Source organism: Paraburkholderia sp. BGA-UO-ETr-F21 (assembly GCF_059567925.1).
This window is the reverse complement of sequence record NZ_JCAQOY010000008.1, coordinates 82,915-109,178: the sequence shown is the minus strand read 5'-3', so window position 1 is coordinate 109,178 and position 26,264 is coordinate 82,915. Positions and strand designations below refer to the sequence as shown.

The window sequence follows — 26,264 nt, the reverse complement described above, 5'->3', positions numbered from 1 at the left end:
ACATCATGAAAATTGCTTTTATCGGCGGGGGCAACATGGCTGCCGCGTTGATCGGCGGCCTCATCAAGCGTGGCGTCGCGCCCGCTGACCTCTACGCAATCGATCCCAACGAAGACGCACGCAAGCGCAATGAGCAGCAATTCGGTATCAAGACCGGCGCTGCGGCGGATGCCGCACTCGCCGCCTACGACGCCGTCGTGCTGGCAGTGAAGCCGCAAATCCTGAAGAGCGTCGCGGAGTCTTTGGCGCCGCATCTGAACGCGTCGCAACTGGCTGTGAGCATCGTCGCGGGTATTCGCATGGGCGACATGTCGCGCTGGCTGAACGGCCACAACCGTATCGTGCGCGTCATGCCGAATACGCCGGCGCTGATCGGCATGGGCGTAACGGGTCTCGTGGCGACCGCAGGTGTGGACGAAGCGGGCCGCGCGCTCGCGTCGCAAGTGCTCGGCGCGGTCGGCGAAACGGTCTGGTTCGACGACGAAGCGAAGATCGACGCCGTCACCGCAATCTCGGGCAGCGGGCCGGCCTACGTGTTTTATTTCATCGAGGCGTTGCAGGAAGCCGCGCGCCAACTCGGCATGGATGAAGCGCAAGGCCGCGCGCTGGCCGTGGCGACCTTCACCGGCGCGGCGCAACTGGCGGCGAATTCCGACGAGCCGCCGAGCCTGCTGCGCGAACGCGTGACATCCAAAGGCGGCACCACGGCGGCGGCGCTGGCGTCGTTCGAGGCGAGCGGTATCAAGGATGCGATCGTGCGCGGCGCACTCGCCGCCGACGCCCGCGCGAGAGAAATGGGCGACGAACTCGGCAAGCAGTAGGCGCGTAAGCAGCGCATTGGAACTGGACGCCGCAGCGGTTCGATTCAAGCCGCCGCGGCGCTAGCGACGAAGAAACCCAAAGCGCTTGGGGAAAATCAAACCCACGCCGCCGCGTAATGCGCGGCGATACCGGCGAACAGCGCGCCGCCAAGCCAGTTGTTATGCCGGAACGCCGCGAAGCACGCCATCCGTTCGCGATGGCGAATCAGCGTGTAGTGATAGATCGCGCAGCCCGCGGCCGCCGCCCAACCCAGCCAGTACAGCACGCCGAAACCGAGCATCAGGCCGATACCCACGTAGATCCCCAGCGTCATCGCGTAGCAGAGCATGATCGCGGCCACGTCGAAGCGGCCGAACGTCAGAGCCGAAGTGCGGATGCCGATCTTGATGTCGTCGTCGCGGTCGACCATCGCATATTCGGTGTCGTACGCCACCGACCAGAACACATTGGCCAGCAGCATCACCCAAGCGAGCATCGGCACGTGGTTCTGAATCGCGGCGAACGCCATGGGAATGCCGAAGCCGAACGCGATGCCCAGATAAGCCTGCGGTATCGCGAAGAACCGCTTGGTGAACGGATACGAACCGGCGACGAAAAGCGCCGCCACCGAGAGTTCCTTGGTCAGCGTATTGAGCGGCAGGATCAGCAGAAAGGCCAGCAACGACAAAGCGGCGGCGAGCGCCACCGCTTCCCACGCCTTGATCTTGCCCGACGTGATCGGACGATTCTCGGTGCGCTTCACGTAACGGTCGAAATCGCGATCGGCGTAGTCGTTGATCGCGCAACCCGCCGAGCGCATCAGCACCGTGCCCACCGTGAAGATCACCAATAGCGGCAATGACGGACGACCGTCCGACGCGATCCACAGCGCGTTGAGCGTCGGCCACAGCAGCAACAGGCTGCCGATCGGCTTGTCCATGCGCACGAGGCGCAGATACAGGGGAAGTCGGGCGAACATGGGCGGAATCGGTGAAGTGCGAGACAGTGCGGCTATTTTACGGGATGCGGACGGCGGGTCGCCGCCGCGTGAGCAAGTCCGACAAGCCGGCGGCGCAAAAAACAAAGCCTCCCGCGCGGGGAGGCTTTGTTTGCCTTGCTTTGCATCATGTTTCAACGCCGGCGCGGAACCGAAGCACCGCGCTGAAACCCGGGCGAAACGCCCGCTGCGCGCACCGCTTACGCCAGCATCGAGCGCAGCATCCACGCGGTCTTTTCGTGCGTTTGCATGCGTTGCGTCAGCAGGTCGGCGGTCGGCTCGTCGTTGGCGGCTTCCGTCGACGGGAAAATCGCGCGTGCGGTGCGCACCACGGCTTCCTGACCTTCCACCAGTTGGCGGATCATTTCTTCCGCAGCCGGTACGCCATCTGCTTCCGGAATGGACGACAGCTTGGCGAATTCCTTGTAGCTGCCCGGCGCGTGCACGCCCAGCGCGCGAATCCGTTCAGCGATCGAATCGACCGCCAGCGCCAGCTCGTTGTATTGCGTTTCGAACATCAGGTGCAGCGTATTGAACATCGGACCCGTCACGTTCCAGTGGAAGTTGTGGGTCTTCAGATACAGCGTGTAGGTGTCGGCGAGCAGGCGCGACAGCCCTTCTGCAATCTTCTTGCGATCCTTGTCGCTGATCCCGATATTGACGTGCTGTACGGCTGCTGCGGCTTCTTTTTTGGCCATGATGACTCCTTCAAAGAGTGATACGAACCGGTCGGCAAGTGACGGTTTGCGGATAGCAAACTCGACATAACGAACGCCCGACAGTTTAGCTTAGAAAGCTGCTGCGCCCGTATGACGCGTAGCCACTTGCCGCAACCACGGCACGCCTTCTATCAGCCGCCCAGCGCGTGTTGCAGCGCCTGCGCGGCGATCACCGCGAACCCGCTCGTGACGATCGCAAAACCCACGGCCTTACGCGCCATCAACGCGTACTGCTGTTGCGCGCCGCGCGCGGCTCGCGTGCCGCCCAATGTGGCCATCATCATCTGCATCATGATCGTGCTCCTTCGGTTCGTATCGATACCGGCGGGACGCAGATGCGTCCCGCTTTGCTGCATCACTTGAACTGCTGCGTGGCGGCTTACTTGTTGTTGCCTTCCGCCAGGTCGGCCAGCGCCGCGATCACGCCTTGTGCATAAGCCGGGTCGATGCGGCGGAAATGTTCGATCTGCCGCGCGACGATCTCCTGCGGCACGCCGTTGATATGGCGTGCGATGTTGCCGAACAGACGCTCGCGCTGAGCCGTATCGAAGAGCGCGAACAGCATGGCGGGCTGCGTGTAGTAATCGTCGTCGAGACGATGATCGTAGCGATCCACCGCGCCCGCCGCGAGTGGCGGTTCGGACGCGTTGGCGTCCTGCGCGAAGTCGCCGAACCGGTTCGGCTCGTAATTCACATTGCCGCCGAGATTGCCGTCCGCGCGCATCGCGCCGTCGCGATGGAACGAATGCGGGCTCGGCACGCGCGATGCGTTCACCGGAATCTGATGGTGGTTCACACCGAGGCGATAGCGCTGCGTGTCGCCATACGAGAACAGACGACCCTGCAACAGACGATCCGGCGAGAAGCCGATCCCAGGCACCACGTTGGCCGGCGTGAACGCCGCCTGCTCCACGTCCGCGAAATAGTTGGCCGCGTTGCGATTCAACTCGATCGTGCCGACGTCGATCAGCGGATAGTCCTTCTGCGACCACACTTTCGTGATGTCGAACGGATTGAAGCGATACGTTGCGGCTTCGGCTTCCGGCATCACCTGAATGGCGAAGCGCCATTTCGGGAAGTTGCCCTGCTCGATGTTCGTCAGCAGATCGCTTTGAGCGCTTTCGCGGTCTTGCGCGACCACTTGTGCGGCCTCGGCGTCGGTAAAGTTCTCGATGCCTTGCATCGACTTGAAATGGAACTTCACCCAGAAACGCTCGTTGGCCGCGTTGATGAACGAGTACGTGTGCGAGCCGAAGCCGTGCATCTGACGGTAGTTTTGTGGAATGCCGCGATCGCTCATGAGGATCGTCACCTGATGCAGCGACTCCGGATGACGCGACCAGAAATCCCACGCGGCCACATTGCTGCGCATGTTCGTGTACGGGTCGCGCTTTTGCGTGTGGATGAAGTCAGGAAACTTCAACGGATCGCGGATAAAAAACACGGGCGTGTTGTTGCCGACCACGTCCCAATTGCCTTCTTCCGTGTAGAACTTGATCGAGAAACCGCGCACGTCGCGTTCGGCGTCGGCCGCGCCGCGCTCGCCGGCAACCGTCGAAAAGCGCATGAAAAGCGGCGTTTCCTTGCCGACCTGCGCGAACACCTTCGCCTTCGTGAAACGCGAGATATCGTGCGTGACCTTCAGCGTGCCGAAAGCGCCCGAACCTTTGGCGTGGACACGGCGCTCCGGAATCACTTCGCGATCGAAGTGGGCGAGTTTTTCCAGCAGCCAGACGTCTTGCAGAACAACCGGGCCGCGCGCGCCGGCGGTCATCGAATTCTGGTTGTCGGCGACGGGTGCCCCGGCGGCATTGGTGAGATTACGTTCGGACATGCGTGACTCCTGAATGGCTTTTAACGAAACAGAATGGGGGAGAGGCGCGCGGCGCACTGATGTCAGAGGCTCATGCGTTGTGCGTGATGCGTCATGCGGACAAGGCCCGATCGACCAGCAGGGACAACGCGACGGTGCGCATGCTGAGCATCGACACGGCAAAGCCACCGGACGCGACGACCGGTTGTGCGGCGAGGGCTTGAGCGGGCTGCGGGTTCAGTTGCGTCATGATTTCCTCCAGGTCTTGTGGGATCGGGCGATCCATGGAGGAAACTATATCAACACTATCGAATAATCGTGTTTGATTAATTTTATCTATTCGATAGGCGCTGCAGCTATCGACACCCATGACGGGCGCCGGGCCGGCTGCCGCAGATGCGCGGCGAACCGGCCTGGAAGCGGGTGTGACCGTTAGTTGACGGCGACCGGCAAGTCGAGCTTTTTGACGCCTGGCAGATCGCAGGCGCTGATAGCATCGCAAATCGCGTCGATGGCGGGCATGCGCGTGAAGCTTTTGCGCCAGGCCAGCACGACGCGGCGATCCGGTACGGGTTCGTCGAAGGCGACGTAGCTGAGCAGGCCGGCGTCGATGCCGCCGGCGTGCGGCTTGACTTCGTGCACGGACATGCGCGGCAGCACGGTAATGCCGACGCCGCTCGCCACCATATGGCGAATGGTTTCCAGCGACGACCCTTCGAAGGTCTTCTGAATACCGTCCGCGTTTTGCGAAAAGCGCATCAGTTCCGGGCAGACGCCCAGAACGTGGTCACGGAAGCAGTGGCCGCTGCCGAGCAGCAGCATGGTTTCCTGCTTCAGATCGTCGGCGTCGATTTTCGGGCGGTTTTCCCAGGCGTGACCGGACGGCAGCGCGACCACGAACGGTTCGTCGTACAGCGGGCGCAGCATCAGGCCGGTTTCCGGAAAAGGCAGCGCCATGATGGCGACGTCGATTTCGCCCTGTTTGAGCAGTTCGATCAGCTTGAGCGTGTAATTTTCCTGCAGCATCAAGGGCATTTGAGGGACGCGCTTGATCATCTGCTTGACGAGCGTGGGCAAGAGGTACGGCCCGATCGTGTAGATGACGCCGAGGCGCAGCGGCCCGATCAGCGGGTCTTTGCCCTGTTTGGCGATTTCCTTGATGGCGAGCGTCTGCTCGAGGACACGTTGAGCTTGCGTGACGATCTGTTCGCCGATCGGCGTGACGCTCACTTCGCTGGTGCCGCGCTCGAAGATCTGAACGTTGAGCTCGTCTTCGAGCTTTTTGATGGCGACCGACAGGGTCGGCTGGCTAACGAAACACGCTTCGGCGGCCCGGCCGAAGTGCCGCTCGCGGGCAACCGCGACGATGTATTTCAATTCGGTGAGCGTCATTGGGGGACCAATCAGTGCGATGAGTTTGATAGGTTCTAGTTATACACCTATAGGGTCGGTTCGCCAACCTCCTGGGGTTGTGTGGGGGGCTTTTGGGGGTTTGGGTTATGGGTCTTTGGCCTTTCCTTGCTTTCTTAGTGGTCTATTGGCGTTGCCCCTGTGCGGGGCGGCACCTACTTTCTTTGCCGCGGCAAAGAAAGTAGGCAAAGAAAGCCGCTTTGAACCGCCAGCTCATAAGCGGGTCCCCCGCGCAGCCACGGTAGTGGTGCATCTGGAATCCGTGCCCTCGCACATTCGGCGTTCGTGACAAGGCCGTCATACATCCTGCCTCGCGCTGTGCGCTCGCCAGAACGGTGCGCGGTAAAACAAGTGGTTTGATCGTGTTTGCGGGTCCTCCGCTTCGCGTCGACGAAGTGCCGACAAGCGTGGCGAGTGGGGCGAGGTGCGGCGGTATGCCACGACAGCGCCTAACGGGCAAACGCCCGTGAACAAACGCATCACCGCCAGATGAACGACCGCCACGGCGCGCGCAGCGCCGCCGGAAGAATGACGGCCGTGTCACGAAGGCCAAATGTGCGAGGGCACGGATTCCAGATGCGCCACTACCGTGGCTGCGCGGGGGACCCGCTTATGAGCTGGCGGTTCAAAGCGGCTTTCTTTGCCTACTTTCTTTGCCGCGGCAAAGAAAGTAGGTGCCGCCCCGCACAGGGGCAACGCCAATAGACCACTAAGAAAGCAAGGAAAGGCCAACAAACCCCAAAGCGGGCCACAAACGGAGCCTGTCAGAATTTTAGTGTGCCGAGGTCATGAGACGATAGCGGAAACAACGTTCTATGACCGAAGCAACCGTGAACAAGAAGAGCAAGAACCCGAAGGCGCCGAAGCTGTTCCCCGACGAGCTGATTGATCAATTGCTGGCGCAGATTCANAGGAAAGGCCAACAAACCCCAAAGCGGGCCACAAACGGAGCCTGTCAGAATTTTAGTGTGCCGAGGTCATGAGACGATAGCGGAAACAACGTTCTATGACCGAAGCAACCGTGAACAAGAAGAGCAAGAACCCGAAGGCGCCGAAGCTGTTCCCCGACGAGCTGATTGATCAATTGCTGGCGCAGATTCAGAACAAGGACGCCGAGTCGGTTCTCGGCGAATCGGGCCTGGCCGGGCAGTTGAAGAAGCAACTGGCTGAGCGCATGCTGGCGGCGGAGCTCACGCATCACCTGGAGAACGAGCCCGGGCAAGGCAAGGCCGGCAACCACCGCAACGGCACGAGCCGCAAGACGGTCATCACGCCCAACGGCGAACTGAATCTGGACATTCCGCGTGACCGGCAGGCGACGTTCGAGCCGCAACTGGTGGGCAAATATCAGCGCCGGCTGCCGGGCTTCGACGATCACGTCATCAGCATGTACGCGCGCGGCATGAGCGTGCGCGAGATACAGGGCCATTTGCTGGAGCTGTACGGCCTGCAAGTGTCGCCCGACCTGATCTCCACCGTCACCGATGAAGTGCTGGCTGAAGTCGAGCAATGGCAGCAACGACCGCTTGAGGCGATGTATCCGATCGTGTATTTCGACGCTCTGCGGCTGAAGATTCGCGACGAAGGCACGGTCAAAAACAAGGCGGTGTACCTGGCGCTGGGTATTCGCGCCGACGGCCGCAAGGAAGTGCTGGGTTTGTGGATCGAGCAAACCGAGGGAGCCAAGTTCTGGCTGAAGGTCTTCAACGAACTGAAGAATCGTGGCCTGCACGACATTCTGATCGCGGTGGTTGACGGTCTGCGCGGCTTCCCGGAGGCGATCGAGGCGGTCTATCCGGCCGCCCAGATTCAGACCTGCATCGTGCATCTGATCCGCAACTCGCTGAATCTGGCGAGCTGGAAGGACCGTAAGCCGCTGGCTGCCGCGCTCAAGCCGGTCTATCAGGCCGCTACCGCCGAAGCCGCCGAGGCGGCGCTGCAAGCCTTCTCTCAAAGCGAATGGGGCAGGAAATTCCCCACGGTCGCGGCCATGTGGCAACGCCAATGGGAACAGGTGATTCCCTTCTTCGCCTATCCCCCCGAGGTGCGTCGAATCGTTTATACGACCAACGCGATTGAGAGCATGCACATGCAGTTGCGCAAGATCGTCAAGAACCGCGGTCATTTCCCCAGCGACGAAGCCGCCAGCAAACTGCTGTATCTGGCCTTGCGCAACATCGAAAAGGATTGGAAGATGCCGCCTATCACCTGGCGGCAAGCGGTCAATCAGTTCGCCATTCTGTTCGGCGAGCGATTCACCTCCGCCATGAGCTGAGATTTTTTAATCGACCTCAGCACACAAAATTCCTGACACCTCCCACAAACGCGCCGCGCAGGCAAAAAAAACCACNCAGCGACGAAGCCGCCAGCAAACTGCTGTATCTGGCCTTGCGCAACATCGAAAAGGATTGGAAGATGCCGCCTATCACCTGGCGGCAAGCGGTCAATCAGTTCGCCATTCTGTTCGGCGAGCGATTCACCTCCGCCATGAGCTGAGATTTTTTAATCGACCTCAGCACACAAAATTCCTGACACCTCCCCGTCTCGGGGAAACATGGCCACTCACCCCTCATGAATTCAGACGAACCTTCGCAGTCTATGTTGCCCGACATGTATTGGGAGACATCCGATACCTACGGGAGCACTTCAAACACTGGTCTCTAGACATGACGCTTTACTACGCGCGACACGATAGCGGCGCGGACCGATCACTTATAAACGACATCATGACGGAGCGTGATGAGCTGCAAAGCCTGATTGTCCAGAGCTGGATGCATCCGCATACCAGTCTCTCGGGCGTGGGAGGAAACCGCATCATGGCGTTCCGCAGCCGGGGGGAACTCAAAACCGTTCGCGACATGCGCGACTTCTGCCGCAAACTGGGCGAAAGTGTCTTCATCCGGGGAACCGGCCACTCCTGGTGCATGGCAAGCGGCAATGGTTGCGGGGGCCAGGGGCTTTACGATGCTGTGAGATGTACGTCGTGCGGCGAGGCCGTGATTGATTCGACACACGTAGACATCTGGAAAGGGATACGACAGCAGCAGATCGACGTGTTGGAATGCCCTGACCTTGGCGTACCTTCGCGCCAACGGTGCCTCGATCATCTTCGGAAGGCTGAGCGTGTACTCGCAGACCTGGGGGCAGAGGTGGCGCCCTTCAAACCATCCCTGAAGGTGCGTGGTGGCAACTGAACACAAAAGCCCAACGCGCCGTCGGCTCGAGCTTGCGCTGCGCCGGCTGCAGCAGGGGAAGATGCAATCAAGCTCCGACGACAGGATCAGCATTGCGGCCGTTGCCCGGGAAGCCGGAGTGAGCAATGCGACCATTCATAACCGTTATCCAGACATCGCCGAGCGCGTTCGGGCGCTTCACGTCAAGGCGAGCAGGTTCAGGACAAAAGCGATGCCCGACACGATGGACATCCTTCACAGCAAATTGCGGGAAGCGCACAAGGAAATCGGCCAGCTGAAAACCGATCTGGTGAGATCACAGTCGATCAACCTTCGCTTGACGAGAGAGAATGAACTGCTCCAGTCACGCCTGCTAAAACAGAAATAAGGTCACCGTGAACAGCTAGCGTTCAGTGGCGAATGCAGCGCTCAATTGCTGCATCCGAAGCAGTTCATCGCCATGAACGTATTGCGACGTGGTCGCGATCGAGGCATGCCGGAGGTTATCCCGGACGCTGCGCAGTTCCACCCCACGCGCGAGAGCGCGCGTGGCATGCGTGTGCCGAAGCCAATGCGGGCTCGCTCGCTCCAGTCTGTGAGCAGCCGCCGAATCTGTGTTGGCGATTTGCTGCGCAACGAGACGAAAGAATCGCTTCAGCACGGCCCGCAGACGTGTCCCGGAAAAGCTCACCGTATGGTCCCGGCTTAACGAAGGCACGAGAGGAATGTTCCGGTTACAACGACGCGGGTCTGCAGGTAAGCCTCGTTGTTGAAGATACGTTTGCAGGGCCTGCATCGCAAGCGGCGGCATGGCAACCCTGGCGATACGTCGGCCCTTCCCCGTCAGGCGCAGCCAGATGTCAGCAGCGTCACCGAAGTATATGTGGCCAAGCCTCGCCTGAACGAGTTCGGTAGCACGAAGCCCTGTTGCCAGCTCGAAGTCAAGAATGAAGCAAAGTCGCTGGGCCGCCTCGACCGACCAGCCATGAACTGTCGATAATTCGCTGGCTACATGTCGGGCAAAGCGCCACTCATCATCTGCAAGTGATCGTATCCGCACATGTCCGGCTGATCGTGCGTTACCCGCCGTTACACCGGCGAATGGATTGGCAACGACATACTGCTGTTCAACAAGCCAGCGGAACATTGCAGAGAGCACCGACAGAGCGTACGCCACAGATGACGGCCGCAACCGGCGGAAAAAAGGCCGCCAGTCGTCTGATTGACGGCTGCGCCGCGGACCAACCCATTGGCTCTCTGGTTCGGGAAAGCGGAGAAACGTTCTGTAGGCGATCGCATCATCGGTGTTTAACGATGAAAGTGGTCGCTTGCGTTCGACGTTCGCCCACAGTAATAACCGTTCCGCTTCCTTGCGGTATGCCCTCGATGTGGCGTCGACCTCATGCATGGCAAGCCAGGCCTCGATTGCCTGCCGGTCAGTGGTCGCGCTCAGAAGACACCTCGCCCTGGGCGCGCGATACTTACCTTTGGAACCGTCCTTGTTACGTACAGTTGTGATGTGGCGCCAAAGCACAGGGCCGCGCGGCTCGAAACGTTCCACAAGTTGGCGCGCAGCTTCTGTCAGCACAGGATTGTGCGCAAAGAACGTTTCGATATCGCGTGCTAACGCCGGCCCAATGCCGGCGAGGTTGGTCCACCAAAGATGGCGACGGGGGACACACAACGTCAACTCGGCGAGCGTGGAAATTCCCTGAGCCTTCAACGCTGCAATTGCGCGCGTTGGCAACCATAGCGCGATGTCATCGTTGATCTGAGGTTCTCGCCCAACCACTGCACGTAGGGCCTCGATCGCTCTGTGTACTGCCGACGCCCTACGAGTACGTTCCGTGCTGTGATCTTCGAAGACTAAAGCGAGGTCGCTTCGCCCATGCACCTCTGCGATGCTGGCCAGGCGTCGTCTGATTCGTCCAAGCACGCCACGTGAGGACTGCGTCCGGACACGGGCGTGAGCAAGGTAGCGGTCGACCGCCGCTCGCGCGGGAATTCCCTCATACCACGCGCGCAAAGCAGCGAGCGATGCATGATCGGGAAACGCAATGAACGCGCGTCGCAATTCGTCGCCCTGGCTGGAGTGCTTCACGTTTGCCTCCGAACGTATGCAGCCCTCCCGGAAGCGTAAGGCACGGACACTATGCTTGCCTAGCCCGTACCCTCAGCGACACGATTCCGATAACCGCTCTTATCGATATGCCATCGCGCCATGCGAAAAGTGCTGTCTTACAGATCGCCCTGAAGCCTTGATCGCGATGTAACAGGTTCAAAGATTACGGTTGATCTGAACACAGCCCTATGTTTGGGCGATTGCCCCTTCGCCGCCTCGGAATGGCGTTGTTTTATAGCCCGCACTTAATCAGGTGCGGGCTTTTTTATTGCTGTTTTCGGCGTAAAAATATCCAATACCGCTGGATATTTAGGCGATGGCGGATTATTTCCTGTTCTGCAGACTTTCTGGGACCCTCGTGAGCAATAACGTTTGCAGGGCAATCAGGCGAGCACGCGAGCGCGTTGATTTACGGGTGTGCCGCAGGCACGCGCGTAAATCTTTTATCGCGCACTTAGGGATTCGGCGGCCGTAGGTCGGCGTAGCCCTTAGTGCCTGCCCCGCAGAAGTCCCGATAAACGGTTTTGGTTCCGTCCGTCCTCTCTGAGGACTGGATAGAAGCGTGCGTAGCACGCGCAGGCCGACGCGGAGCGTCGGGGCGGAGGACCGCAGGTCCGGAGGGTAGGCGCTTTTTCACCGGCCGGTAGTGAAAAGAGACAGTGATTAAGAACCGACAGTTAAATCGCGGCTTTCCCGACACTTATTTGATTGGGCATTGCATCAACTGTGGATAACTCTGCGGGTGGGTTGCGAAATTGCCTTTCAGGCGGTGCGGTGCGTACGCGAATCCGCCGCAAATAGTCTAGGGGACGCACGGCGGCCGCTGACCAGCGAAATCCGGACGAGCCGATGCCTCGCGCGGCGTTAGGCTGGTCGTGCGAGAGGGCTAGCTGCGCGGAGGCGCGAGCTGCTGTCGCGCGAGCCTGAAACAGGTTTCGTGGTCCAAGGAAGGATCGGCCTGTTTGATCTGGCCCGCGCGGATCTGGATCTGCCGCTCGAACTCGGCTTCAGCCTCAACGGCCATGCCGCGGGACGCCCCGGACGACGCGGCCCGTGAGCGGTCGGCGCGTTCCACCGCGCCGTTTTTCAAGCCTGCCAGCCAGAGCTGGCCACGGGCGCGCTCGCGCTCGTCACGTGCATCGCACCGGCGCTGTTTGACGTCGGCGGCCACCCGCATCTGGTGACGGAGCGCCGCCTTACTACGCTCGTGCCGCAGCCATTTCGCAAGGCCAAACGCGCCGAAGAGAGCCGGCGGCACATACTTGATCGCGGCCAGTCCCCTGTAGTTACCATCATTGATGCGCTCGCAGCGCCGCCGCACCGAGGTCAGCCCTGCCTTCTGCAGGTCGTGCATTGCACGCTCCGCGCGCCGCTGATCAAGTCCAGCCTGCTCGGCCAGGAACGGCAGCGTGAGGTTCTGCATGCTACCGTCCGTCGACGGAATACCCACGCGCAAGGTCAACAGATCGAAGTATTTGAGGCTTGCGCGCAGCAACTGCATGCACGCGACGCTGCGTTCAGTGCGTTGCTGACGCGTCGAACCGTTCGCGCGGTTCAGGCTCGGCAACCACTCGTCGGGCGCATCGAGATAGCGCCCGAGGCGGTGCATCAGTTCGGTCAGCACGCGCGGGTGTCCGCCCGCCCCGGTTCGGGGCGGGTTCGGCAACCCTGGCGGGAGCGCCGCGACGCGACGTGCGTGCAACTGACCGGACATGCCGGAGGGAGTCCGGGCTTAACGTGGCATCAGGAACACCCAGGGAAGAAACGGCTTTCGCCTGCATCGCCCTGTCCGGCAGGGCGGCGCAGATATTGCGAATGGAACGGGGATGGGCCGTCCGGCCCAGTTGGCTAGTCGTCGATTCATGCAGTCACTCATTTTTTTACGATCGAACGCCCACGGGCGACGCTTGACACAGAGTGAAGAGTTGCTAGAATCGAAACGCGCTGAATTCGATGTCTCTAGCACTTCTCCCTGTGCTGGCTGTCGTCAAGAACTACCCTCGCTGCCAGGCGGGGGTTTTTCTTTTGTAGGTTCGGTTTTGTCGTGTGCTACGCAGTCATGCTGAACAGAAATAGAAATCTTCCGACCGAAGCGGCTCATGACTTTTGTTTGCAACAAAAGCGGTGAGCCGGCTCAGTAACCCTCGCCTCACCATGCAGACTCCTGCGCCTCTGATGATCCGGATGCATCCGCCGCAGCTGCATTGACTTCGTCCAACGTATTGCCGGCGGGCGTCGATGGTTTTGCCGCACGGGCCAACGTCGGCGCTGGCAGCTCTGGCATCTCCTCATCCGCACGCCAGATCCACGACGGCATGTCGCTTTCCTCGATCATGCTCGACAGCGCATCCTCGTCTTCCTGCTCAACACCCGGCGGCTGCACATACAACGCAACAGGCTTCGGCGACACGTCAGCCAGCACCACGCACGCGAGCGGCTTGTTCTCCGCCAGGTTGTAGCGCAGCCCCTTCACGAAGCGGCGCTTCTGTGCCGTGAGCGCATCGAGCATCAGCTTGTCGTATGCATGCTCGAACGGGATCCAGTTGCCCGACACCACCATGACGGCCAGCGTTTCGATTGTCGCGATACCGGTAGAAGACAGGCCGAACGTCGCGATGAAGACGAGGTGCGAGTCTTCTATGCTGTCCCACAGCGCCAGCTCGTTCACAAAGCGCTTCTGCAGGCGGCGGTGCAGATCTTCACTAAGCATGAGCGGAAAATCCGGCAGGTGCTTTGCGACGATCTTGAAGCCGTAGCGCGACTCGGTGATTTCCTTTACCTCGCCGATCGCAATCATGAGCTTGCGCGTCTTTTTGCTGGTGGCCAGCTCAGCCATGTGCGCGATGCGCCGTTGCGTGATGCCCCCTGCGTGTTCCGTCGAAAACGACTCGGGCACGTACAACGATCTGCCAAGCGGCTCGCCTTTCGACACCTTGCCGGCCGCGGCCTGCAGGAGGAATTTACGCACCACGTACCAGCTGCGCTTGCCGGCCATCGCCGGATACCAGCGGTTCAGTGCTGCCTCTTCCCACAGGTAATGCAGCGTGCCGCGCAACGTCAGCTTCGCGCCATCCGTTCTCACCGTGTCGGCCGCCCCGCCCGACGGTGCAGGCGCTGTACGTCCACCCGTCTTCGAGAGGCTGAAATCGAGCCTGAGTGTCGTGATGCCATCCTCGATGTTCTCCTGAATAGCCTCACCTTTGACCTCGCCGAGGCCTGACAGCTCCGCTGGCGGCTCGTAGGACGAACAACGGCCTGGATCCGGGGAGTGCACGCTACCGGTGTTCGGCATGCGCTTGATCGCGTAGTGCTCGCCTACCTTCGCAACGTACATCGGGACACCAACCGGCGTACACATGCACAGCGGCCGAATCTTCCCGCCGTGCGCATCGGCCAGGTACGTCTGCAGGTCATCGGCATTAGCCGCGACGATTACATCGTCAAATCGATATTCATGCATGATGCCCTCCACGTGTCAGAGCCGCCCCATATTCACTTCCCGAATACCCTTGTAGTCGCGCAGCGCGATCGCAGCGCGGTTGAGCGCGTTACGCATCTCTTCCGCGTTGACCATGCCCGGCAGACACCAGCGCGGGTTGTTCGAATCGCTCGTCAGGATGACGACCGTCCCCACGTTAAACACGCGCTGCCACCACGGATGAAGCGAGATCACATCCTGAATGCGGAACAGCTCGAGGCTCGAAACCTTCCGGCTCAGAATTCCCTGTCGGCAGGTAATCCGCTCCATGTCGATCACGATTTCCGTGAGCGCCGTTTCGACGAATACAAGCGCGAGCCGCGCCAGGCAGACCAACACAGGCGCAACAACTACGACGGGAGACACAGTCCATCTCGAGGCTGCCCATGAAAAGACGACGGCCAGCCCGCCGATCGCGACGCTAATGCCAAACAGGTCCGGCACGTTGATAACCTGCGACGGCGTACCGTGAAAAATCACGGTGGGCTGGGCAGATGCCGGCATGAGATTGGTCGTGCGCCCAGTCATGATCTAATGGCGCCGATAATGATTGCGGCTGTGCCGCCACCCTCCGGCGCAGGCGCTGGATTGACCGGCGGGGGGATCGCGATCGACAGCTGGGTCTCGCGCGGCGGCGCTTCGATGTAGGCAGGCACGCGTACCGGATAGTCACGCGCACCGAACCTGATTTTCGTGAGCGGCCAGTCCTTGCCGTATTTCAGATAACCGTTAAGGTCGGGCAGATTCGAGAGTTGCGACGACGTGACGACGAGCTCCGGATCGCGCTTGCGCTCGCGTGTGTTGATACGCCACTGGCCCTGCACGCCGATTGGGTGGCGCTCTACTTCGTGCCAGCCGATCATCTCCGCAACGTTTTTGGTTGTCAGTGCGTTGGCCCCTCCCAACGCAAGCAGACTGCGAAAACACGAGAGCGTCGCTTTCGCCGGTAGATCTCCCAGTTGCTGATGCAACTGAATCAGATCCTGCAGATCCCCCACGACACACAGGCCATGCTTGCGGCCCTTCGATACCGCAGCCTCGAAACTGTAGAGGCGGCCTAGGGATGCCAGTTCGTTCTTGAACACCCACAGCCGCCGGTCGAACGTCGGCGCCTCACTCAGAATCATCGCGTAGATCAAGTCAAGCCAGACGGGGATCGTCGGGCCCAGAGCCGTGCGCTGATCCTCACGCCACGTAATCCAGATGTTCCCTCCGTTTTCGTCGCCCATCCAACGCCGGATCGAGAAATCGCCATCAGGAATGCGACGTAGCGGCCGGATGTACTTGTTCAGCGTAAAGATGATGCTGGCCGTCGCCCTATCCGCATCCTTCGCGAAGAAACCCACTGCATCCGTATCCTCAAGGTACTTTTGCAACACTGGGCGCTGCTCGCGCACCAGCAAATCAGTGAGCGTCACCATGTCGCGCATGTCGTCGCCGGCGAGCTTGTTCATCGTGTCCGCGAGCAGCGCGCGTGCATAGCCCGCCCACTCTTCGGCCTGATCGCCGTTCTGCGGTGGAATCGCCGAATGTGCGAGCCGTTCGAAGTCGAAACCGTGATCGACCTCGTTGAACAGCGACCAGCCGACGCACCGGGCATCGTACGGGTTGATCACGATGTCGCCTGGCAAATAGAAACGCGACATGAGCGAGCCGTTCGGATCAACCACCACCATGCGGTCATCGCGGCGCAGTGCCGATGCGATCAATCCATTAATCGCCTGACTCTTACCGGAGCCTGGCGCACCCACGACGATCAGGTTCTGCGTTTCGAGATCCGTCGGCATCTCGACGCCACAAACGGCGACTGGCACGCGCGGCGCATCGCCGTGTTTCGCGGCCTGTTTGCGGTACTGATTGTTATGTCGCGCGATGCGGCTGCTCAGCTGGTGCCGATTTTCCATCTTCGTGCCACGAATGAATTTGGCGTACCGGTAGCCTTCGAAGCCATTGAACAGGTATTCGTGGCATGCCCACGCGGCACCCGCTGCAAGCGCCGCACCCGGCACCGCGCCCCAGAAAAGCAAGGGATCATGCACGGCGGCCGTGAAGCCGTGAATGATCCCAGCAGGAAACGGCAGCGGCGGATAACCTGCCAAAGTGAAGGACACGCAAAGGCCAAGAACGAGCGCGAGCACCGCTCCCGTCCACTGCATCATCACGATTTCGTGCTTTTGCATGATCAGCCGATCCCGTGCCCTTCACGTTGCTTTCCCGGCCTGACGGCCTCCTTGGCCAGCTCCGAGACTGCCTGCTTGCCATCGCGCGTAAAGCCGGCCGACTCGCGCAGGTTCCCGAAGAACTCGGCGCGACGCTCAAGCTTTTCATGCGCATTCAGCTCGGAAAATTTCTTACGCGGCCCCGTCTCTACACGCACGACGCTGGCACCTTCCGCCTGCTGCGTCTTGCCCGCGTCAGCCGAATTGCCGGCACCTGGAGCATCCCTGTCGGCGGCATCCTTCGTTTTGTTTCGACCAAGTTTCTTGAAACCCGCAACCCCGTCGACGGACTTCTTTGCCTCGGGTGTCTGGCTACTGTTCTCAACTGGCGCAGCTGACGGCGTTCGCTTGCCGGTTCCCATTTCGATGACATTGGACTTTTCCGCCGCCGGTTTCACCGCTGCCTTCTCTGCCACCTTCTCGACCGACGCAGTGCTTTTCCCACTGCCGCGCGAGAAGAACGCATTGCGCGCGGCTTCAATCGCGGCCTTGTCAGACGCCGCCGCATCCGGCGCCCTGCCGGCGTTGGCCTCTTTCGTTTCACGCAGCATTTCGAGTGTGGCTTTGGCCTGTTCAGCACTAACCCCCGTGGTCTTCGCGACCGTATCGACCGTCGCCGCAAATTTGGCCGGATCTTTCAGTGTCTCCAGAGACGTATCAATACTGACGTTCTCTTTCGCACCCGCTGCCGCCTCCTTACCCACTGCCACATCAACTGTGCGGTCTGCGACCTTCTGCGCGGCCGGCTCGGCGACGGGCTGCGCCGCGGTCTTCTCCGGCCCCTCGATCGCGCGACGCACCTGCGCCCGTAACGCCTGCTCCTGCGCATCGAGCTTGATCTCGGCAAGCTCCAGCTCACAATTGCGGGCTTCCAGCGATTTCGCCCAGCCATCAAGCGTCTTGGGGTAGGTGTGCGTCGCGCCCTTGTCGTCGACGCGCGCCTGCGCTTTCGCGAACATGTCGGCAACTTCCTGCCGGCTCCACTCACGCTGCACATTCAGATCCTTGTTCGCGTGCAGGATCTCGGCAGTCTTCTTCGCATCGATCAACGCCAGCTTGTTCAGACCCGACAGGAGCGACGCACGATCGGTAATCTGCTCGGCCCGCTGTTCCTGCTCGACTTCTTTTTCGGCTAACGCCTGCTCGAGCGCGCCTCGCATCGCGGCCGTGTCGATCAGCTCACCGTCTTTCAGGCCGAAGCGCGTCTTCAGCGCCTTGGCATCGGTCGCGAGTTGCTTGTCTTCACGGCGCTGCTGGTCCTCGCGCTCGACCGCCTGCGCGACTGCGTGCGGCTCCCTTTTAAGCCAGTCCTGCCGGTATGCAAGATTCTTCTGACGCGCCTCGAGGCTCGCGCGACGCTGCGCAAGCGCCTGTTCCTGCTCCGCAAGCTGTTGCTGACGCTCCTTGTCGCTAAACCGCAATACGGTGTCTTCAAACATAAAAACCTCCGTCAGTTCGACGCCTGCCCGGACCAGGGGCGCCCTTGGTTAAACCGGCTTTGCCAGTGCTGCTGATACGCCTGCGCGACGACCGGCACATGCCATATCACCACAGCGTTTTCGCTGTTGTACCTGGCCGCCGACGTCGTGTAATTGAAGCTGCCCGTCTCGACCGATTCACCGTCGATCACCATGAATTTGTCGTGATGGATCGGATACACGTCGATCGTCCGGACACCGACGCCCGCACCCGACAGCAGATCGAGCGCGATGCGGCCTTTGCCACTGCGATCCTCGACCAGGTTGCTCTTCCGATCGGCAACCACTGCAACGTCAACACCGCGCCGATGCGCGTCGATCAACGCCTCGACGATCGCCGGCGAAGTGAAGCTGTACGCCGAGAGGTGAACAGAGTGTCGGGCCGTGCAGATGGCTTTAAGTACGAGACGTTCGGCAGAACCTTCCGGCGAAAAACCCGTGTCAATCGCGGGACCGTCAGGGGCTACGCATGCGGCCTGGGCACCGCTCGAGTACGTCAGAAGGGGAAAGCCAACGACCGTCAGCGCCGCCGTGACGACCGCAGACATGAGAGGACGATGGAGTTTGATCATCCTTGCCCTCACCGGCCCTGACCCAATAACTCGAAGTGCTTCGCGACGGCGACGTCAACACTGGGAAAATTGCCCTGCGTCTCGGCACCGTGCCAGAGAATGTGTCTAGGCTTACCCTGAATAATGCAGCTGGCAATTCGCCATCCAGTCGGATGAACCAGTTCATACGGACCAACCCGTGTCCAGCCATGCGCTGCCGCGTAAGTCATCCCCGCCACCCTGTTAGTAATGAATTCGTGTCTGGAACTGGCCGGCCTCGTACACGTCGACCGCATTCGACGACTGCGGCTGCTGCCAGACGATGTGGTCATACACCGCGACGGTGACTGGATCGCCGTCGTAGCCACCACCGTCACGCCCATTTCGCCAGCTCACCGCTGACGCATCGACCGAGGGATCGCCATACACCTGATACGCACCGACCTGGCTGCCCACACAGGCCTGCGGTCCGTAATACGCGTAACCGCTATTGAGATCCGCCACGGAAGGCTTCGGCGTTCCGACAAGTGCGAAACCACCCATGCCGCTGTACGGACGAGCTCCGACCTTACGTTGCCCTTCGGCCACCCAGGCGCCAGCCGCCGCGGCCGTTGTGCCAGCAGGGCATGGATCGTACGGCGTGTTGTTCTGACGGACGGTCATGTCCGAGTCTTTACACTGCGGCCAGCCACGCCCGTGGCGGAGATCGTCCATCAGATGATCCATTGCCGGCCCGCAGGTAGACGGCGCCCACGGTCCGCCATTCGATGAGGGGTTGCCCAGACAGATCACAATGCGGCATCTGTAGTCGTCATCGGCACGGGCCATGCCGGCGTGACCGCCAGCAGCGAGCACCGACATGACCAGCATCAGCCTGACTCCGTTTCTCATCGTCATACCCCACCCCCTTTCCAGGTAAGCGCGCTGCGCCCGCCCTTCATGTATCGCCAGGCACTCCACGTATTGCGCACGGCCAGACCCAACAGACAGAACGGCGACGCAGCCACCGCACCCAACCACATCAAGGTAAGCACGGGCGGCAGCAGGACCCAGCCACCGCTCTCCCGCACCAGCCGGGCTACCAGATAAAAAGACATAGGCACCATGAGCGACGCGAATTGCACTCCGGCCCCAGGCTGGTGATGCCACCATTGCGATGCAGCCACGCCCGCCGTGACGGCATAGACGTCCAGCACCAGAGCCGCAGCAAGCATGCGAAATTGGTCACTGGTCATCGACGGCTCCAGACGCCTTTACTGCCTTGCGCGAATCGCTGCTCCGGCCATTGACCTGACCGTCTTCGTCGTCGTCCCCATAGGTCGTGAACCAGTCGTCTTTGGTCGCAGACTTTGCAGCGCGCTCCGGCCGTGCCGCCGCGCGTCGTGCGGGTCCACCTGCAGGGCGAACGTCCGGAACAACCTCGATCGGCTGCGCCCCCTGCACACCGGACGCCGGGACGGCAGCCGCCACCTTTTGTGCATAGGCGGCGCCCCGCGTCAGATCGCCGCTGTAATAACAGGAGAGCGCCGCACGTACCGCGTCATCAGCCTGCGCAAAATGCGGCTTCGCCCGGGCGTAGCACGCCTTAAGAATCGCAGCACCGGTCTTGAGGTTCGTGCAGGGTTCGAAGATGCTCTCTGCGGTCTGTCCGTAGCGCGCCAGATTGTGTACGTTGACCTGCACCAAACCCATGCTGTAATTCCAGCCGCCGGCGTCGAGCGCCTTGACGGTGGCCAGCGCTTCCGGAAGGTTCTTTGGCTGTCGCGCAAGATGGCCGCCGACGACGCCGATCGCGAACGGATTTCCGCTGCTCTCGACTGTCGCCACGCGCCCCAACAGCGCGTGATGAACATCAGGGGCGCACTCCTGGGCCAGCGAGACAAAGGAGGCTGCAACCGGCGGGGAAGCGACCTGCATCTCCGCTTGTGACGCTTGCGCGGACAGCAGCATCACACCCAGCGCCAGAGGCGCGACGAGCGATTTAATGGGAGACATAGAGCACCTTGCTGATTCCCCGCACCCCATCGTCATAGCGATGCATCTGCACCACGACATCGATGAGACTGCGGGCATAGTCGATAATCTCGGCACGCTGCAAGGTCGAACCGAAGCGCATGACCATCTGCGCAAGCCGTTCGAACATGTGTTCGGGGCTGGTTGCGTGCAGCGTCGTCATCCAGCCGCCGTGACCGGAATTGAGCATTTCGAGCGCGACGTATGCTTCAGCGCCACGAAGCTCGCCCGGAATCACGCGATCAGGCGACAACCGCAACGACGCTTCCATCAGTTCAACTGGCGTCACATTTGCCGTGCCCTGATTGCCCCGCGAATACAGCAGGTTCACCGTATTGGCCTGCGGCGGGCGCAGCTCGCGCGCGTCTTCAATCGTCACGATCCGCTCAGCCAGCGATATCTCTTTCAGGAGCATGTTGATGAACTCCGTCTTGCCAGCAAAAGTCGGTGCACTCACAACGATGTTCTTTTTCGCCTTGACGGCGAGCCGCAGGAAGGCTGGCCAGTTGCCGTCGCGGTATAGCATCGCCAGCTTCCTGCCAGTGTCTTCCGCATCGGGCAATGGTTCATTGACTCGCCTGAAAGCACCGCTCTCCTCGTAGTACTGCATCGTCAAATCAAGCGTTGACGGTTTGCGGATCGCAATCGCGATCGTGCCGGGCGGCACCGCAGGGGGTTGGACAACCTGAATACGGAAATCGCGATTCCCCGGCCCCGTCAGTTCCGAGGGGATCGAGGCCGCGAGAAGCGGGCGCTTCGCATCCGTCTCCTGGTCGGAGTGATGCGCCACCAGTTCGGCAAAGTCCCGCAACGTGCTTTCGGTCAATACTGGCGTATCCACCCGCTCCATGAAACGCATGCCCTTCCGGCCGGCCCATACGACGCCCGGACCATTCACAGCGATCTCCGAGACATCGACGTCATCAAAGAGCGGCCGGATGGACTCGGTGCGGTTGAAGAATGCCGGCACGATCGACATGTCAGCGCCCCCGGATACGTTCGGCGCGAGCCACCGCGCCGGCCTGCTGCACGGACGGGCGATCGAGGCACACCTGCGCATCGAAACACTGGCGGGCAACGGCCTTAAGCTTTGCCTGCGCGAGCATCAGATACCGTCCGTCATCCCGGGTGAAATCCCTGAATATCTGTGCCTGCAACGCGTCGGCAACCGCCTCGTCCAGCTGGCGGCGCAGTTCGCCTGCGGCGACTTCGCATTGAACGTGCGAGATATCCGTTGTCATCATTCCTCCCCGTCGCCCGATTTGCAGTAGTCGGAGAAGTCCAGCTCGTGTTCGACCTGAATGCGCACGCGCGTGCCCTGGTCGTTTTTGAGTGTCGGCGGGATGTTGACGTAGCCGCCCAGCAGCTGCTGCGAAGACTGCGCCATCGACTGCTGCACCCCCGCGCGGTACATCGCCATCGAGTTGTTCTGGTCTGACGACGACACACCGTAGGTCGATGAACCCGCGCCGAGCAGCGACAGCGCCGCGCTCATACCGAGGATCTGGCCAACGTGGTTATCAACATCGGCGTCGATGCCCGCCGATCCGAGCTGATCGGCAACCGGTGAGTCGACATGGATCTTGACGCCATCCGGGCGCAAGGCGACAGCGCTTGCAATGAAGGTTCGTTCCTGCCCCTTGCGCACAGACGAATTCGGTTTGCCTGTAATGCGCGTGCCCCACGGCAGCAGCGCAATCCTGCCCTGCTCCCCATAAGCATCCCGATCCAGCATGATCGTGATTGAACCTGGCAGGTCCGAGATAATGCGCGGCACCAGATGGCCCTCGAGGATGGCCCCCGGCTCCATCTTGCATTGCAGGTTGTCGATCTTTTGCGCCTTGACCGTCGAATCGTCGGCGTTCGCAACGCTGCGCGCAAAGGCCGAATTCGGATCATTCGGATCGTCACCGCCAGAACGGCGTCCCAGCCCTGCCTCACCCTGCTGTGCGTCGGCGGAAGCGGCGCCTGCATCGTCTGAGCCATCCCCTCCCGTGTCAGAACCAAAGATGCCTGATTTCATCCGCGCCTCGTGCATTGCCTCGGCTTTTCTGCGTGCCTGCTCAGCTGCTGCGGCCGCCTGGCGTTGACGCTCCGCAGCCCGTCGCGCTTCGTCCGGATCCACGCCCGAGCTTGCCGCTGGTGCCGACGCAGCTGCCGCCATCGACGCCGGAAGTTTCTGCCGGCCAGCATCCAGCGGCGCGGCCTTCGTCGTGTCTTCGTCGATCTTCGGTTTGTCGGAACTGCTCGATGGCGCCGGCGCGTCATGCTTCATCGCATAGAACCCACCGGCACACAACAGGAACAGAATCGCGCCGGCGACCGTAAAAAAAGTCTGACGCCGGCCGCGGGCAGGATCGGCCGCGAGCGACGTCTGCCTTAGCACGTCAGCTGCACGCCGGCGCTCGTTCAGGCTGTCGCCTGCGTCGCCCGGCTCGCCCCCTGGCTGCCCGCTGTCACGAGGCAGATCATTCGGGTTATCAGGCGTATTCAATTTCCGCCTCCCCAGGGTGAGCGCTGCGCCTGCGTCGCCGTACCCTGTTGCAACCGGATCACACACAAGGTGCGATCGCCATCGCGCAGCGTAAAGCGGTCAGCCATCTGCTCGATCACCAGATATGGCCCTTCCCTGCGCATGGGCGCAAGCGCCTCGGTGCCGTCCCGGTCAACGACGTAAATGCTCGGCTTGGGCTTGCCGATCGTGGTCAGAAAGTAAGTGAACTGCCCGTCGTCAAAAACGCGCTGCAGACCGAACGAATTTTCGTCACCCGACACCTGATAATTCTTGTTGACCACGCGAGGCTGCGAATACGATGCGTCAGAAACGCCGCCCGAATCGTCGCCCCATCCATCGTTTCCGTCGGCCGGATACAGGAAGCGCACCGCATAGGTCGCGCGTTCCGGATTCTTCGAACTGGACAGGCGGAAGTAATAGACGTGATTGCTGGTCGTGACCGTCAGATTGGTTCTCGCATCAGGCTCGACCGGCTTGAGCACAAGATGATTGCGAAACTTCAGAACCTGCCAGCCGATCGAATCGCCGATCGCCTTGTTGAGGATCTTTTCCCCAGGTGCAAACTCGATCGTCGTCGCATAACCATAGACACCGGTGATTTCGTACACCTGATTCGGATCGAACTGAAGCTGGCATACCCGGCTGTCCGTGATCACGCAGCGTGGATTCTTGGCCGCTTGCGCATTCACACCCATAGCGGCGCACGCAATACCCACTGACCATGCCAGCATGCCGCGGCGAATCGTTTTCATGTCGTTCCCTCTCCTGGTTAGTACGCCGAGGGCGTCACGAAATGCACGATATGCGCGGCCTGCAATGCATCGTCAATCGACGCTATCTGCAGGTGGTAGGTGCCGCGCGTCGTCGTGACATTCAGCCCCATCTTTTCGCCCGGCCTGTCGGCCGTCACCTGCAGCGTGTCGCCCGTTCGCTGAACATGAAAGACCGGTGCCGTGCTCTGCGCGATGGCCTTGATGTGTTCGTCGCGCGGAAAGTCAATCGCGAGCAAGGTCCTGTCGGCAACCGTCAGGTCGTAGATCTGGTCCGGCATGTACGGCAGGCGCTGCACATTGCCTTCCGTGCCCCGCAGGACTGGATCAGCAGCTGTTACTGCATGAGCCACGGCCGACAACGCAACTGCTATCGCTACTGCCGTCAAGGCGCTCCCGGCTGTTCGCATCTCAACCTCCAGATGGAGCCGGCGCACCCGGCTCTGTGTTCGGCTCGAAGCCAGTTACCATGAAACCCGTACCGTTGATGTAGCGGTTCTGTGGCGTTAGCGCCTGCTTCACGAAGTCATAGCGGAACAGCACATGCCAGTACACCGTCTTGTTGTCATCGTTCCCGTCGTTGTAGGTCGTGAAAGTTGCTTCCGCCTTGTGGTCGTCACGATCGAGAATGCGGATGCGCTGATCCTTCACGCGGCGAACCGTCGTCTCCGCGATCGCGTAGTACGGGTTGTCCTTGTTCTTCGCGTCCATCTCGTGATTGAAGCGGTCCGCCACGTCCGATGCTGAATGCAGCCTGACGTAATCAATATGGTCCTGGCGAAACGCGCGATCGAGCGTGTAGCGTTCCGTCACGTAACGGGCAAGTTCGCTCTCGATCACGGCATCTTTCGAGCTGAGCACCGCAGGTGTGCCGATCTCGCTTTTTGCGACGTGATTGTTTCTGTCAAGGGTCAGCACCACAGGTGGCACATACTCCTGATTGGCCTTGTCATAGGCCATTGAAGCCAGTGCGACACCCGCGATCGGCCACGCTGCCAACGCGAGCAGATATGCGCGATTCCGGGATAAGCGAATCGCCTCAAAGGATTCGGCTGGCGGTGCGTCCGGCGCTGCCGCCCGACGCACCTTGGAAGATTTCTGGAAAATCGCGTTCACCATTGACCTCCATCAGATGTGCCGCTCGACGGCGCTGTGCCGCCTGGGCCGCCCGGCTGACCGGCACCCGATGGGCTCGACATGCTTGAAGGGTTCGTAGCGCCGCCCGAGGAAAGAGCCCGCTCGATCCGGGCAAGCTGATTGCCGTGAGCAGTTTGGGTGTTGCTGATACTGTTCAGCGCAGTCGCCGCGCCCGGATTTGCTCCGGCGCCGCCTCGCCCACCGCCGGAAAACTTCGACATGATCTGGGACATCATGAAGCCGCCGATCATGTCCGCCATGCCGCTGCCGGCGGCGCCGCTCGATGTCAGGGCGGACGCCAGGGGGCGAATGGTAAAGGCCATGAAAAGCGCTATCGCGCCTGCGATAATGATTGCGGCGAAGGCATCCTGGGCCGTCATCGCATTGGGATCCATCTTCGAGACAAACTGGTCGGTGATATCGAAGCTGAACTTCACGATGACGCCGAGCAGGATTCCGACCAGAGCGAACTTCGCCATTGCCGCGAACCAGCTCATGCCGAATCCGCGCGTGCTGTTCCACATCAACGTCGGCACGAACAATGGGAACAGCAGCATCGTGACCGCAAAGCCCATGTCGGACCCAACCTTCAGGACCAGGGCGATCAGGACCATTGCTGAATTGACGATCTGCAAAGCCAATCCGAGAAGAACGATACCAATATTGAGCATCGACTGCTTCATCATCTGGCCCGATGCGTCTGAAAACTTGTTGTAGTCGTTCTCCAGATATTGCGTCATCGACTGCCCACCCATCAGCGAACTTACGGTGTCGTCACGCAGCTCCTGGAATGAGTGAAAGATTTGTCCGGCCAGCCCGCCCCAGTTCAATGCTGCAAACACGAACATGATCGTGAGCAGCATCCTCACCAAAGGCCATACGTCCGCTGGATCGCGCCCGGAATGAACCCGCATCACCTTCACCGCCACCCAGATCATCGCGAGGTACAACGCGGGTTGCGTGACCGCGTGCCCAAGCACCGGGTAGTTGGTCGACAGAAACGCTTCCGTCCGCGAGGGGATGCTGTCGAACAGCGTCTGGATGAATTGATCTACCGGATCGGCCATG

At 60.8% G+C, this 26,264-nt stretch carries 27 protein-coding genes and 1 pseudogene; 6 read left to right on the top strand and 22 right to left on the bottom strand.

Translation table 11 applies throughout. From position 1 onward, the window contains the following. The first annotated feature begins 5 nt into the window (after positions 1–5). On the top strand, positions 6–821 hold the full coding sequence (proC, locus tag AC57B1_RS07380; protein ID WP_496417110.1) for a pyrroline-5-carboxylate reductase: 816 nt from the start codon (positions 6–8) through the stop codon (positions 819–821). A gap of 95 nt (positions 822–916) precedes the next feature. On the opposite strand, the gene ubiA is transcribed toward proC, so the two are convergent. The 6 genes from ubiA to AC57B1_RS07350 form a co-directional block, all read right to left on the bottom strand. Beyond that, positions 917–1,780 carry a 4-hydroxybenzoate octaprenyltransferase gene (gene ubiA, locus AC57B1_RS07375; RefSeq protein ID WP_496417109.1) on the bottom strand — a complete coding sequence of 288 codons (864 nt, stop codon included), beginning with the start codon at positions 1,778–1,780 and terminating at the stop codon, positions 917–919. A 218-nt stretch (positions 1,781–1,998) separates the two neighbouring features. Next, on the bottom strand, positions 1,999–2,496 hold the full coding sequence (locus tag AC57B1_RS07370; RefSeq protein WP_012431774.1) for a Dps family protein: 498 nt from the start codon (positions 2,494–2,496) through the stop codon (positions 1,999–2,001). A gap of 152 nt (positions 2,497–2,648) precedes the next feature. Further along, entirely contained in the window at positions 2,649–2,810 is a 162-nt protein-coding gene (locus AC57B1_RS07365) for a hypothetical protein (protein ID WP_408301072.1), read from the bottom strand. 86 nt (positions 2,811–2,896) lie between these two features. Beyond that, complete coding sequence (locus AC57B1_RS07360; protein ID WP_496417108.1) at positions 2,897–4,351, bottom strand: catalase; 1,455 nt, start codon at positions 4,349–4,351, stop codon at positions 2,897–2,899. A 91-nt stretch (positions 4,352–4,442) separates the two neighbouring features. Continuing rightward, on the bottom strand, positions 4,443–4,580 hold the full coding sequence (locus AC57B1_RS07355; protein ID WP_177205027.1) for a hypothetical protein: 138 nt from the start codon (positions 4,578–4,580) through the stop codon (positions 4,443–4,445). 182 nt (positions 4,581–4,762) lie between these two features. Next, entirely contained in the window at positions 4,763–5,722 is a 960-nt protein-coding gene (locus tag AC57B1_RS07350; protein ID WP_091796691.1) for a LysR substrate-binding domain-containing protein, read from the bottom strand. 1,024 nt (positions 5,723–6,746) lie between these two features. On the opposite strand from AC57B1_RS07350, the gene AC57B1_RS07345 reads away from it, so the two are divergent. The 4 genes and pseudogenes from AC57B1_RS07345 to AC57B1_RS07330 all read left to right on the top strand — a co-directional run bounded on the left by AC57B1_RS07345 (position 6,747) and on the right by AC57B1_RS07330 (position 9,301). Continuing rightward, positions 6,747–8,015: an IS256 family transposase gene (locus AC57B1_RS07345; RefSeq protein ID WP_408349303.1), complete on the top strand. Its 1,269-nt coding sequence runs from the start codon at positions 6,747–6,749 to the stop codon at positions 8,013–8,015. 77 nt (positions 8,016–8,092) lie between these two features. After that, positions 8,093–8,236: pseudogene (locus tag AC57B1_RS07340) on the top strand (IS256 family transposase); the annotation flags it as partial. Between the two features lie 170 nt (positions 8,237–8,406). Continuing rightward, complete coding sequence (locus AC57B1_RS07335; RefSeq protein ID WP_496417107.1) at positions 8,407–8,934, top strand: hypothetical protein; 528 nt, start codon at positions 8,407–8,409, stop codon at positions 8,932–8,934. Continuing rightward, entirely contained in the window at positions 8,924–9,301 is a 378-nt protein-coding gene (locus tag AC57B1_RS07330; protein ID WP_496417106.1) for a TetR family transcriptional regulator, read from the top strand. Before AC57B1_RS07335 ends, AC57B1_RS07330 begins: the two co-directional genes overlap by 11 nt. Positions 9,302–9,316: 15 nt before the next feature. Here AC57B1_RS07330 and AC57B1_RS07325 read toward each other — a convergent pair whose 3' ends face one another. The 11 genes from AC57B1_RS07325 to virB11 all read right to left on the bottom strand — a co-directional run bounded on the left by AC57B1_RS07325 (position 9,317) and on the right by virB11 (position 21,753). Continuing rightward, entirely contained in the window at positions 9,317–11,014 is a 1,698-nt protein-coding gene (locus tag AC57B1_RS07325) for a site-specific integrase (protein WP_496417105.1), read from the bottom strand. A gap of 907 nt (positions 11,015–11,921) precedes the next feature. After that, entirely contained in the window at positions 11,922–12,659 is a 738-nt protein-coding gene (locus AC57B1_RS07320; RefSeq protein ID WP_496417104.1) for a hypothetical protein, read from the bottom strand. Between the two features lie 525 nt (positions 12,660–13,184). After that, positions 13,185–14,495 carry a DUF1173 domain-containing protein gene (locus AC57B1_RS07315; RefSeq protein WP_496417103.1) on the bottom strand — a complete coding sequence of 437 codons (1,311 nt, stop codon included), beginning with the start codon at positions 14,493–14,495 and terminating at the stop codon, positions 13,185–13,187. A 15-nt stretch (positions 14,496–14,510) separates the two neighbouring features. Beyond that, positions 14,511–15,017, bottom strand: a complete 507-nt coding sequence (locus AC57B1_RS07310; RefSeq protein WP_496417102.1) for a PH domain-containing protein — start codon at positions 15,015–15,017, stop codon at positions 14,511–14,513. 20 nt (positions 15,018–15,037) lie between these two features. After that, complete coding sequence (locus AC57B1_RS07305) at positions 15,038–16,693, bottom strand: type IV secretion system DNA-binding domain-containing protein (RefSeq protein ID WP_007182904.1); 1,656 nt, start codon at positions 16,691–16,693, stop codon at positions 15,038–15,040. Positions 16,694–16,695: 2 nt separating this feature from the next. Next, positions 16,696–18,171, bottom strand: coding sequence for a hypothetical protein (locus tag AC57B1_RS07300; RefSeq protein ID WP_496417101.1), 1,476 nt, complete (start codon positions 18,169–18,171; stop codon positions 16,696–16,698). 11 nt (positions 18,172–18,182) lie between these two features. Further along, the gene (locus AC57B1_RS07295) at positions 18,183–18,782 is read right to left on the bottom strand and encodes a phospholipase D family nuclease (protein WP_496417100.1); all 600 of its coding nucleotides are present in this window, start codon (positions 18,780–18,782) and stop codon (positions 18,183–18,185) included. Positions 18,783–19,004: 222 nt separating this feature from the next. Beyond that, positions 19,005–19,658 (bottom strand): hypothetical protein, encoded by a 654-nt coding sequence (locus tag AC57B1_RS07290; RefSeq protein WP_157187858.1) that lies wholly within the window; start codon positions 19,656–19,658, stop codon positions 19,005–19,007. Then, positions 19,655–19,996, bottom strand: a complete 342-nt coding sequence (locus tag AC57B1_RS07285) for a hypothetical protein (protein WP_007182899.1) — start codon at positions 19,994–19,996, stop codon at positions 19,655–19,657. The genes AC57B1_RS07290 and AC57B1_RS07285 overlap by 4 nt, the downstream gene beginning before the upstream one ends. Beyond that, complete coding sequence (locus AC57B1_RS07280) at positions 19,986–20,756, bottom strand: lytic transglycosylase domain-containing protein (RefSeq protein WP_496417099.1); 771 nt, start codon at positions 20,754–20,756, stop codon at positions 19,986–19,988. Before AC57B1_RS07280 ends, AC57B1_RS07285 begins: the two co-directional genes overlap by 11 nt. Beyond that, positions 20,743–21,753: a P-type DNA transfer ATPase VirB11 gene (gene virB11 / locus AC57B1_RS07275; RefSeq protein ID WP_496417098.1), complete on the bottom strand. Its 1,011-nt coding sequence runs from the start codon at positions 21,751–21,753 to the stop codon at positions 20,743–20,745. Before virB11 ends, AC57B1_RS07280 begins: the two co-directional genes overlap by 14 nt. Between virB11 and AC57B1_RS07270 the strand changes: the two genes are divergently transcribed. Further along, a complete protein-coding gene (locus tag AC57B1_RS07270) occupies positions 21,728–22,045 on the top strand; it encodes a hypothetical protein (protein WP_157187857.1) in 318 nt (105 codons plus the stop codon). The two genes, virB11 and AC57B1_RS07270, sit on opposite strands and share 26 nt — an antisense overlap. On the opposite strand, the gene AC57B1_RS07265 is transcribed toward AC57B1_RS07270, so the two are convergent. Genes AC57B1_RS07265 through AC57B1_RS07245 form a run of 5 tightly spaced genes read right to left on the bottom strand, consistent with a single transcriptional unit; the run spans position 22,015 to position 26,263 of the window. Beyond that, on the bottom strand, positions 22,015–23,334 hold the full coding sequence (locus AC57B1_RS07265) for a TraB/TrbI/VirB10 family type IV secretion system protein (RefSeq protein ID WP_496417097.1): 1,320 nt from the start codon (positions 23,332–23,334) through the stop codon (positions 22,015–22,017). The two genes, AC57B1_RS07270 and AC57B1_RS07265, sit on opposite strands and share 31 nt — an antisense overlap. After that, on the bottom strand, positions 23,265–24,041 hold the full coding sequence (locus AC57B1_RS07260) for a TrbG/VirB9 family P-type conjugative transfer protein (protein WP_007182894.1): 777 nt from the start codon (positions 24,039–24,041) through the stop codon (positions 23,265–23,267). Before AC57B1_RS07260 ends, AC57B1_RS07265 begins: the two co-directional genes overlap by 70 nt. Positions 24,042–24,058: 17 nt before the next feature. Beyond that, positions 24,059–24,469: a TrbG/VirB9 family P-type conjugative transfer protein gene (locus AC57B1_RS07255; protein ID WP_007182893.1), complete on the bottom strand. Its 411-nt coding sequence runs from the start codon at positions 24,467–24,469 to the stop codon at positions 24,059–24,061. A 1-nt stretch (position 24,470) separates the two neighbouring features. Next, the gene (locus AC57B1_RS07250; RefSeq protein WP_007182892.1) at positions 24,471–25,178 is read right to left on the bottom strand and encodes a VirB8 family type IV secretion system protein; all 708 of its coding nucleotides are present in this window, start codon (positions 25,176–25,178) and stop codon (positions 24,471–24,473) included. Next, positions 25,172–26,263, bottom strand: a complete 1,092-nt coding sequence (locus tag AC57B1_RS07245; protein WP_496417096.1) for a TrbL/VirB6 family protein — start codon at positions 26,261–26,263, stop codon at positions 25,172–25,174. Before AC57B1_RS07245 ends, AC57B1_RS07250 begins: the two co-directional genes overlap by 7 nt. Position 26,264: the final 1 nt, after the last annotated feature.

Excerpts from the sequence above, each read along its gene's own strand:
- AC57B1_RS07315 (WP_496417103.1), bottom strand. The coding sequence starts at position 14,495 with ATGCATGAATATCGATTTGACGATGTAATCGTCGCGGCTAATGCCGAT.
- AC57B1_RS07290 (WP_157187858.1), bottom strand. The coding sequence starts at position 19,658 with ATGACGATGAGAAACGGAGTCAGGCTGATGCTGGTCATGTCGGTGCTC.
- AC57B1_RS07335 (WP_496417107.1), top strand. The coding sequence starts at position 8,407 with ATGACGCTTTACTACGCGCGACACGATAGCGGCGCGGACCGATCACTT.
- AC57B1_RS07310 (WP_496417102.1), bottom strand. The coding sequence starts at position 15,017 with ATGCCGGCATCTGCCCAGCCCACCGTGATTTTTCACGGTACGCCGTCG.
- AC57B1_RS07300 (WP_496417101.1), bottom strand. The coding sequence starts at position 18,171 with ATGTTTGAAGACACCGTATTGCGGTTTAGCGACAAGGAGCGTCAGCAA.
- AC57B1_RS07280 (WP_496417099.1), bottom strand. The coding sequence starts at position 20,756 with ATGTCTCCCATTAAATCGCTCGTCGCGCCTCTGGCGCTGGGTGTGATG.
- AC57B1_RS07285 (WP_007182899.1), bottom strand. The coding sequence starts at position 19,996 with ATGACCAGTGACCAATTTCGCATGCTTGCTGCGGCTCTGGTGCTGGAC.
- AC57B1_RS07365 (WP_408301072.1), bottom strand. The coding sequence starts at position 2,810 with ATGATGCAGATGATGATGGCCACATTGGGCGGCACGCGAGCCGCGCGC.
- virB11 (WP_496417098.1), bottom strand. The coding sequence starts at position 21,753 with ATGTCGATCGTGCCGGCATTCTTCAACCGCACCGAGTCCATCCGGCCG.
- AC57B1_RS07305 (WP_007182904.1), bottom strand. The coding sequence starts at position 16,693 with ATGCAAAAGCACGAAATCGTGATGATGCAGTGGACGGGAGCGGTGCTC.
- ubiA (WP_496417109.1), bottom strand. The coding sequence starts at position 1,780 with ATGTTCGCCCGACTTCCCCTGTATCTGCGCCTCGTGCGCATGGACAAG.
- AC57B1_RS07360 (WP_496417108.1), bottom strand. The coding sequence starts at position 4,351 with ATGTCCGAACGTAATCTCACCAATGCCGCCGGGGCACCCGTCGCCGAC.
- proC (WP_496417110.1), top strand. The coding sequence starts at position 6 with ATGAAAATTGCTTTTATCGGCGGGGGCAACATGGCTGCCGCGTTGATC.
- AC57B1_RS07250 (WP_007182892.1), bottom strand. The coding sequence starts at position 25,178 with ATGGTGAACGCGATTTTCCAGAAATCTTCCAAGGTGCGTCGGGCGGCA.
- AC57B1_RS07355 (WP_177205027.1), bottom strand. The coding sequence starts at position 4,580 with ATGACGCAACTGAACCCGCAGCCCGCTCAAGCCCTCGCCGCACAACCG.
- AC57B1_RS07255 (WP_007182893.1), bottom strand. The coding sequence starts at position 24,469 with ATGCGAACAGCCGGGAGCGCCTTGACGGCAGTAGCGATAGCAGTTGCG.
- AC57B1_RS07260 (WP_007182894.1), bottom strand. The coding sequence starts at position 24,041 with ATGAAAACGATTCGCCGCGGCATGCTGGCATGGTCAGTGGGTATTGCG.
- AC57B1_RS07295 (WP_496417100.1), bottom strand. The coding sequence starts at position 18,782 with ATGATCAAACTCCATCGTCCTCTCATGTCTGCGGTCGTCACGGCGGCG.
- AC57B1_RS07345 (WP_408349303.1), top strand. The coding sequence starts at position 6,747 with ATGACCGAAGCAACCGTGAACAAGAAGAGCAAGAACCCGAAGGCGCCG.
- AC57B1_RS07245 (WP_496417096.1), bottom strand. The coding sequence starts at position 26,263 with ATGGCCGATCCGGTAGATCAATTCATCCAGACGCTGTTCGACAGCATC.
- AC57B1_RS07370 (WP_012431774.1), bottom strand. The coding sequence starts at position 2,496 with ATGGCCAAAAAAGAAGCCGCAGCAGCCGTACAGCACGTCAATATCGGG.
- AC57B1_RS07350 (WP_091796691.1), bottom strand. The coding sequence starts at position 5,722 with ATGACGCTCACCGAATTGAAATACATCGTCGCGGTTGCCCGCGAGCGG.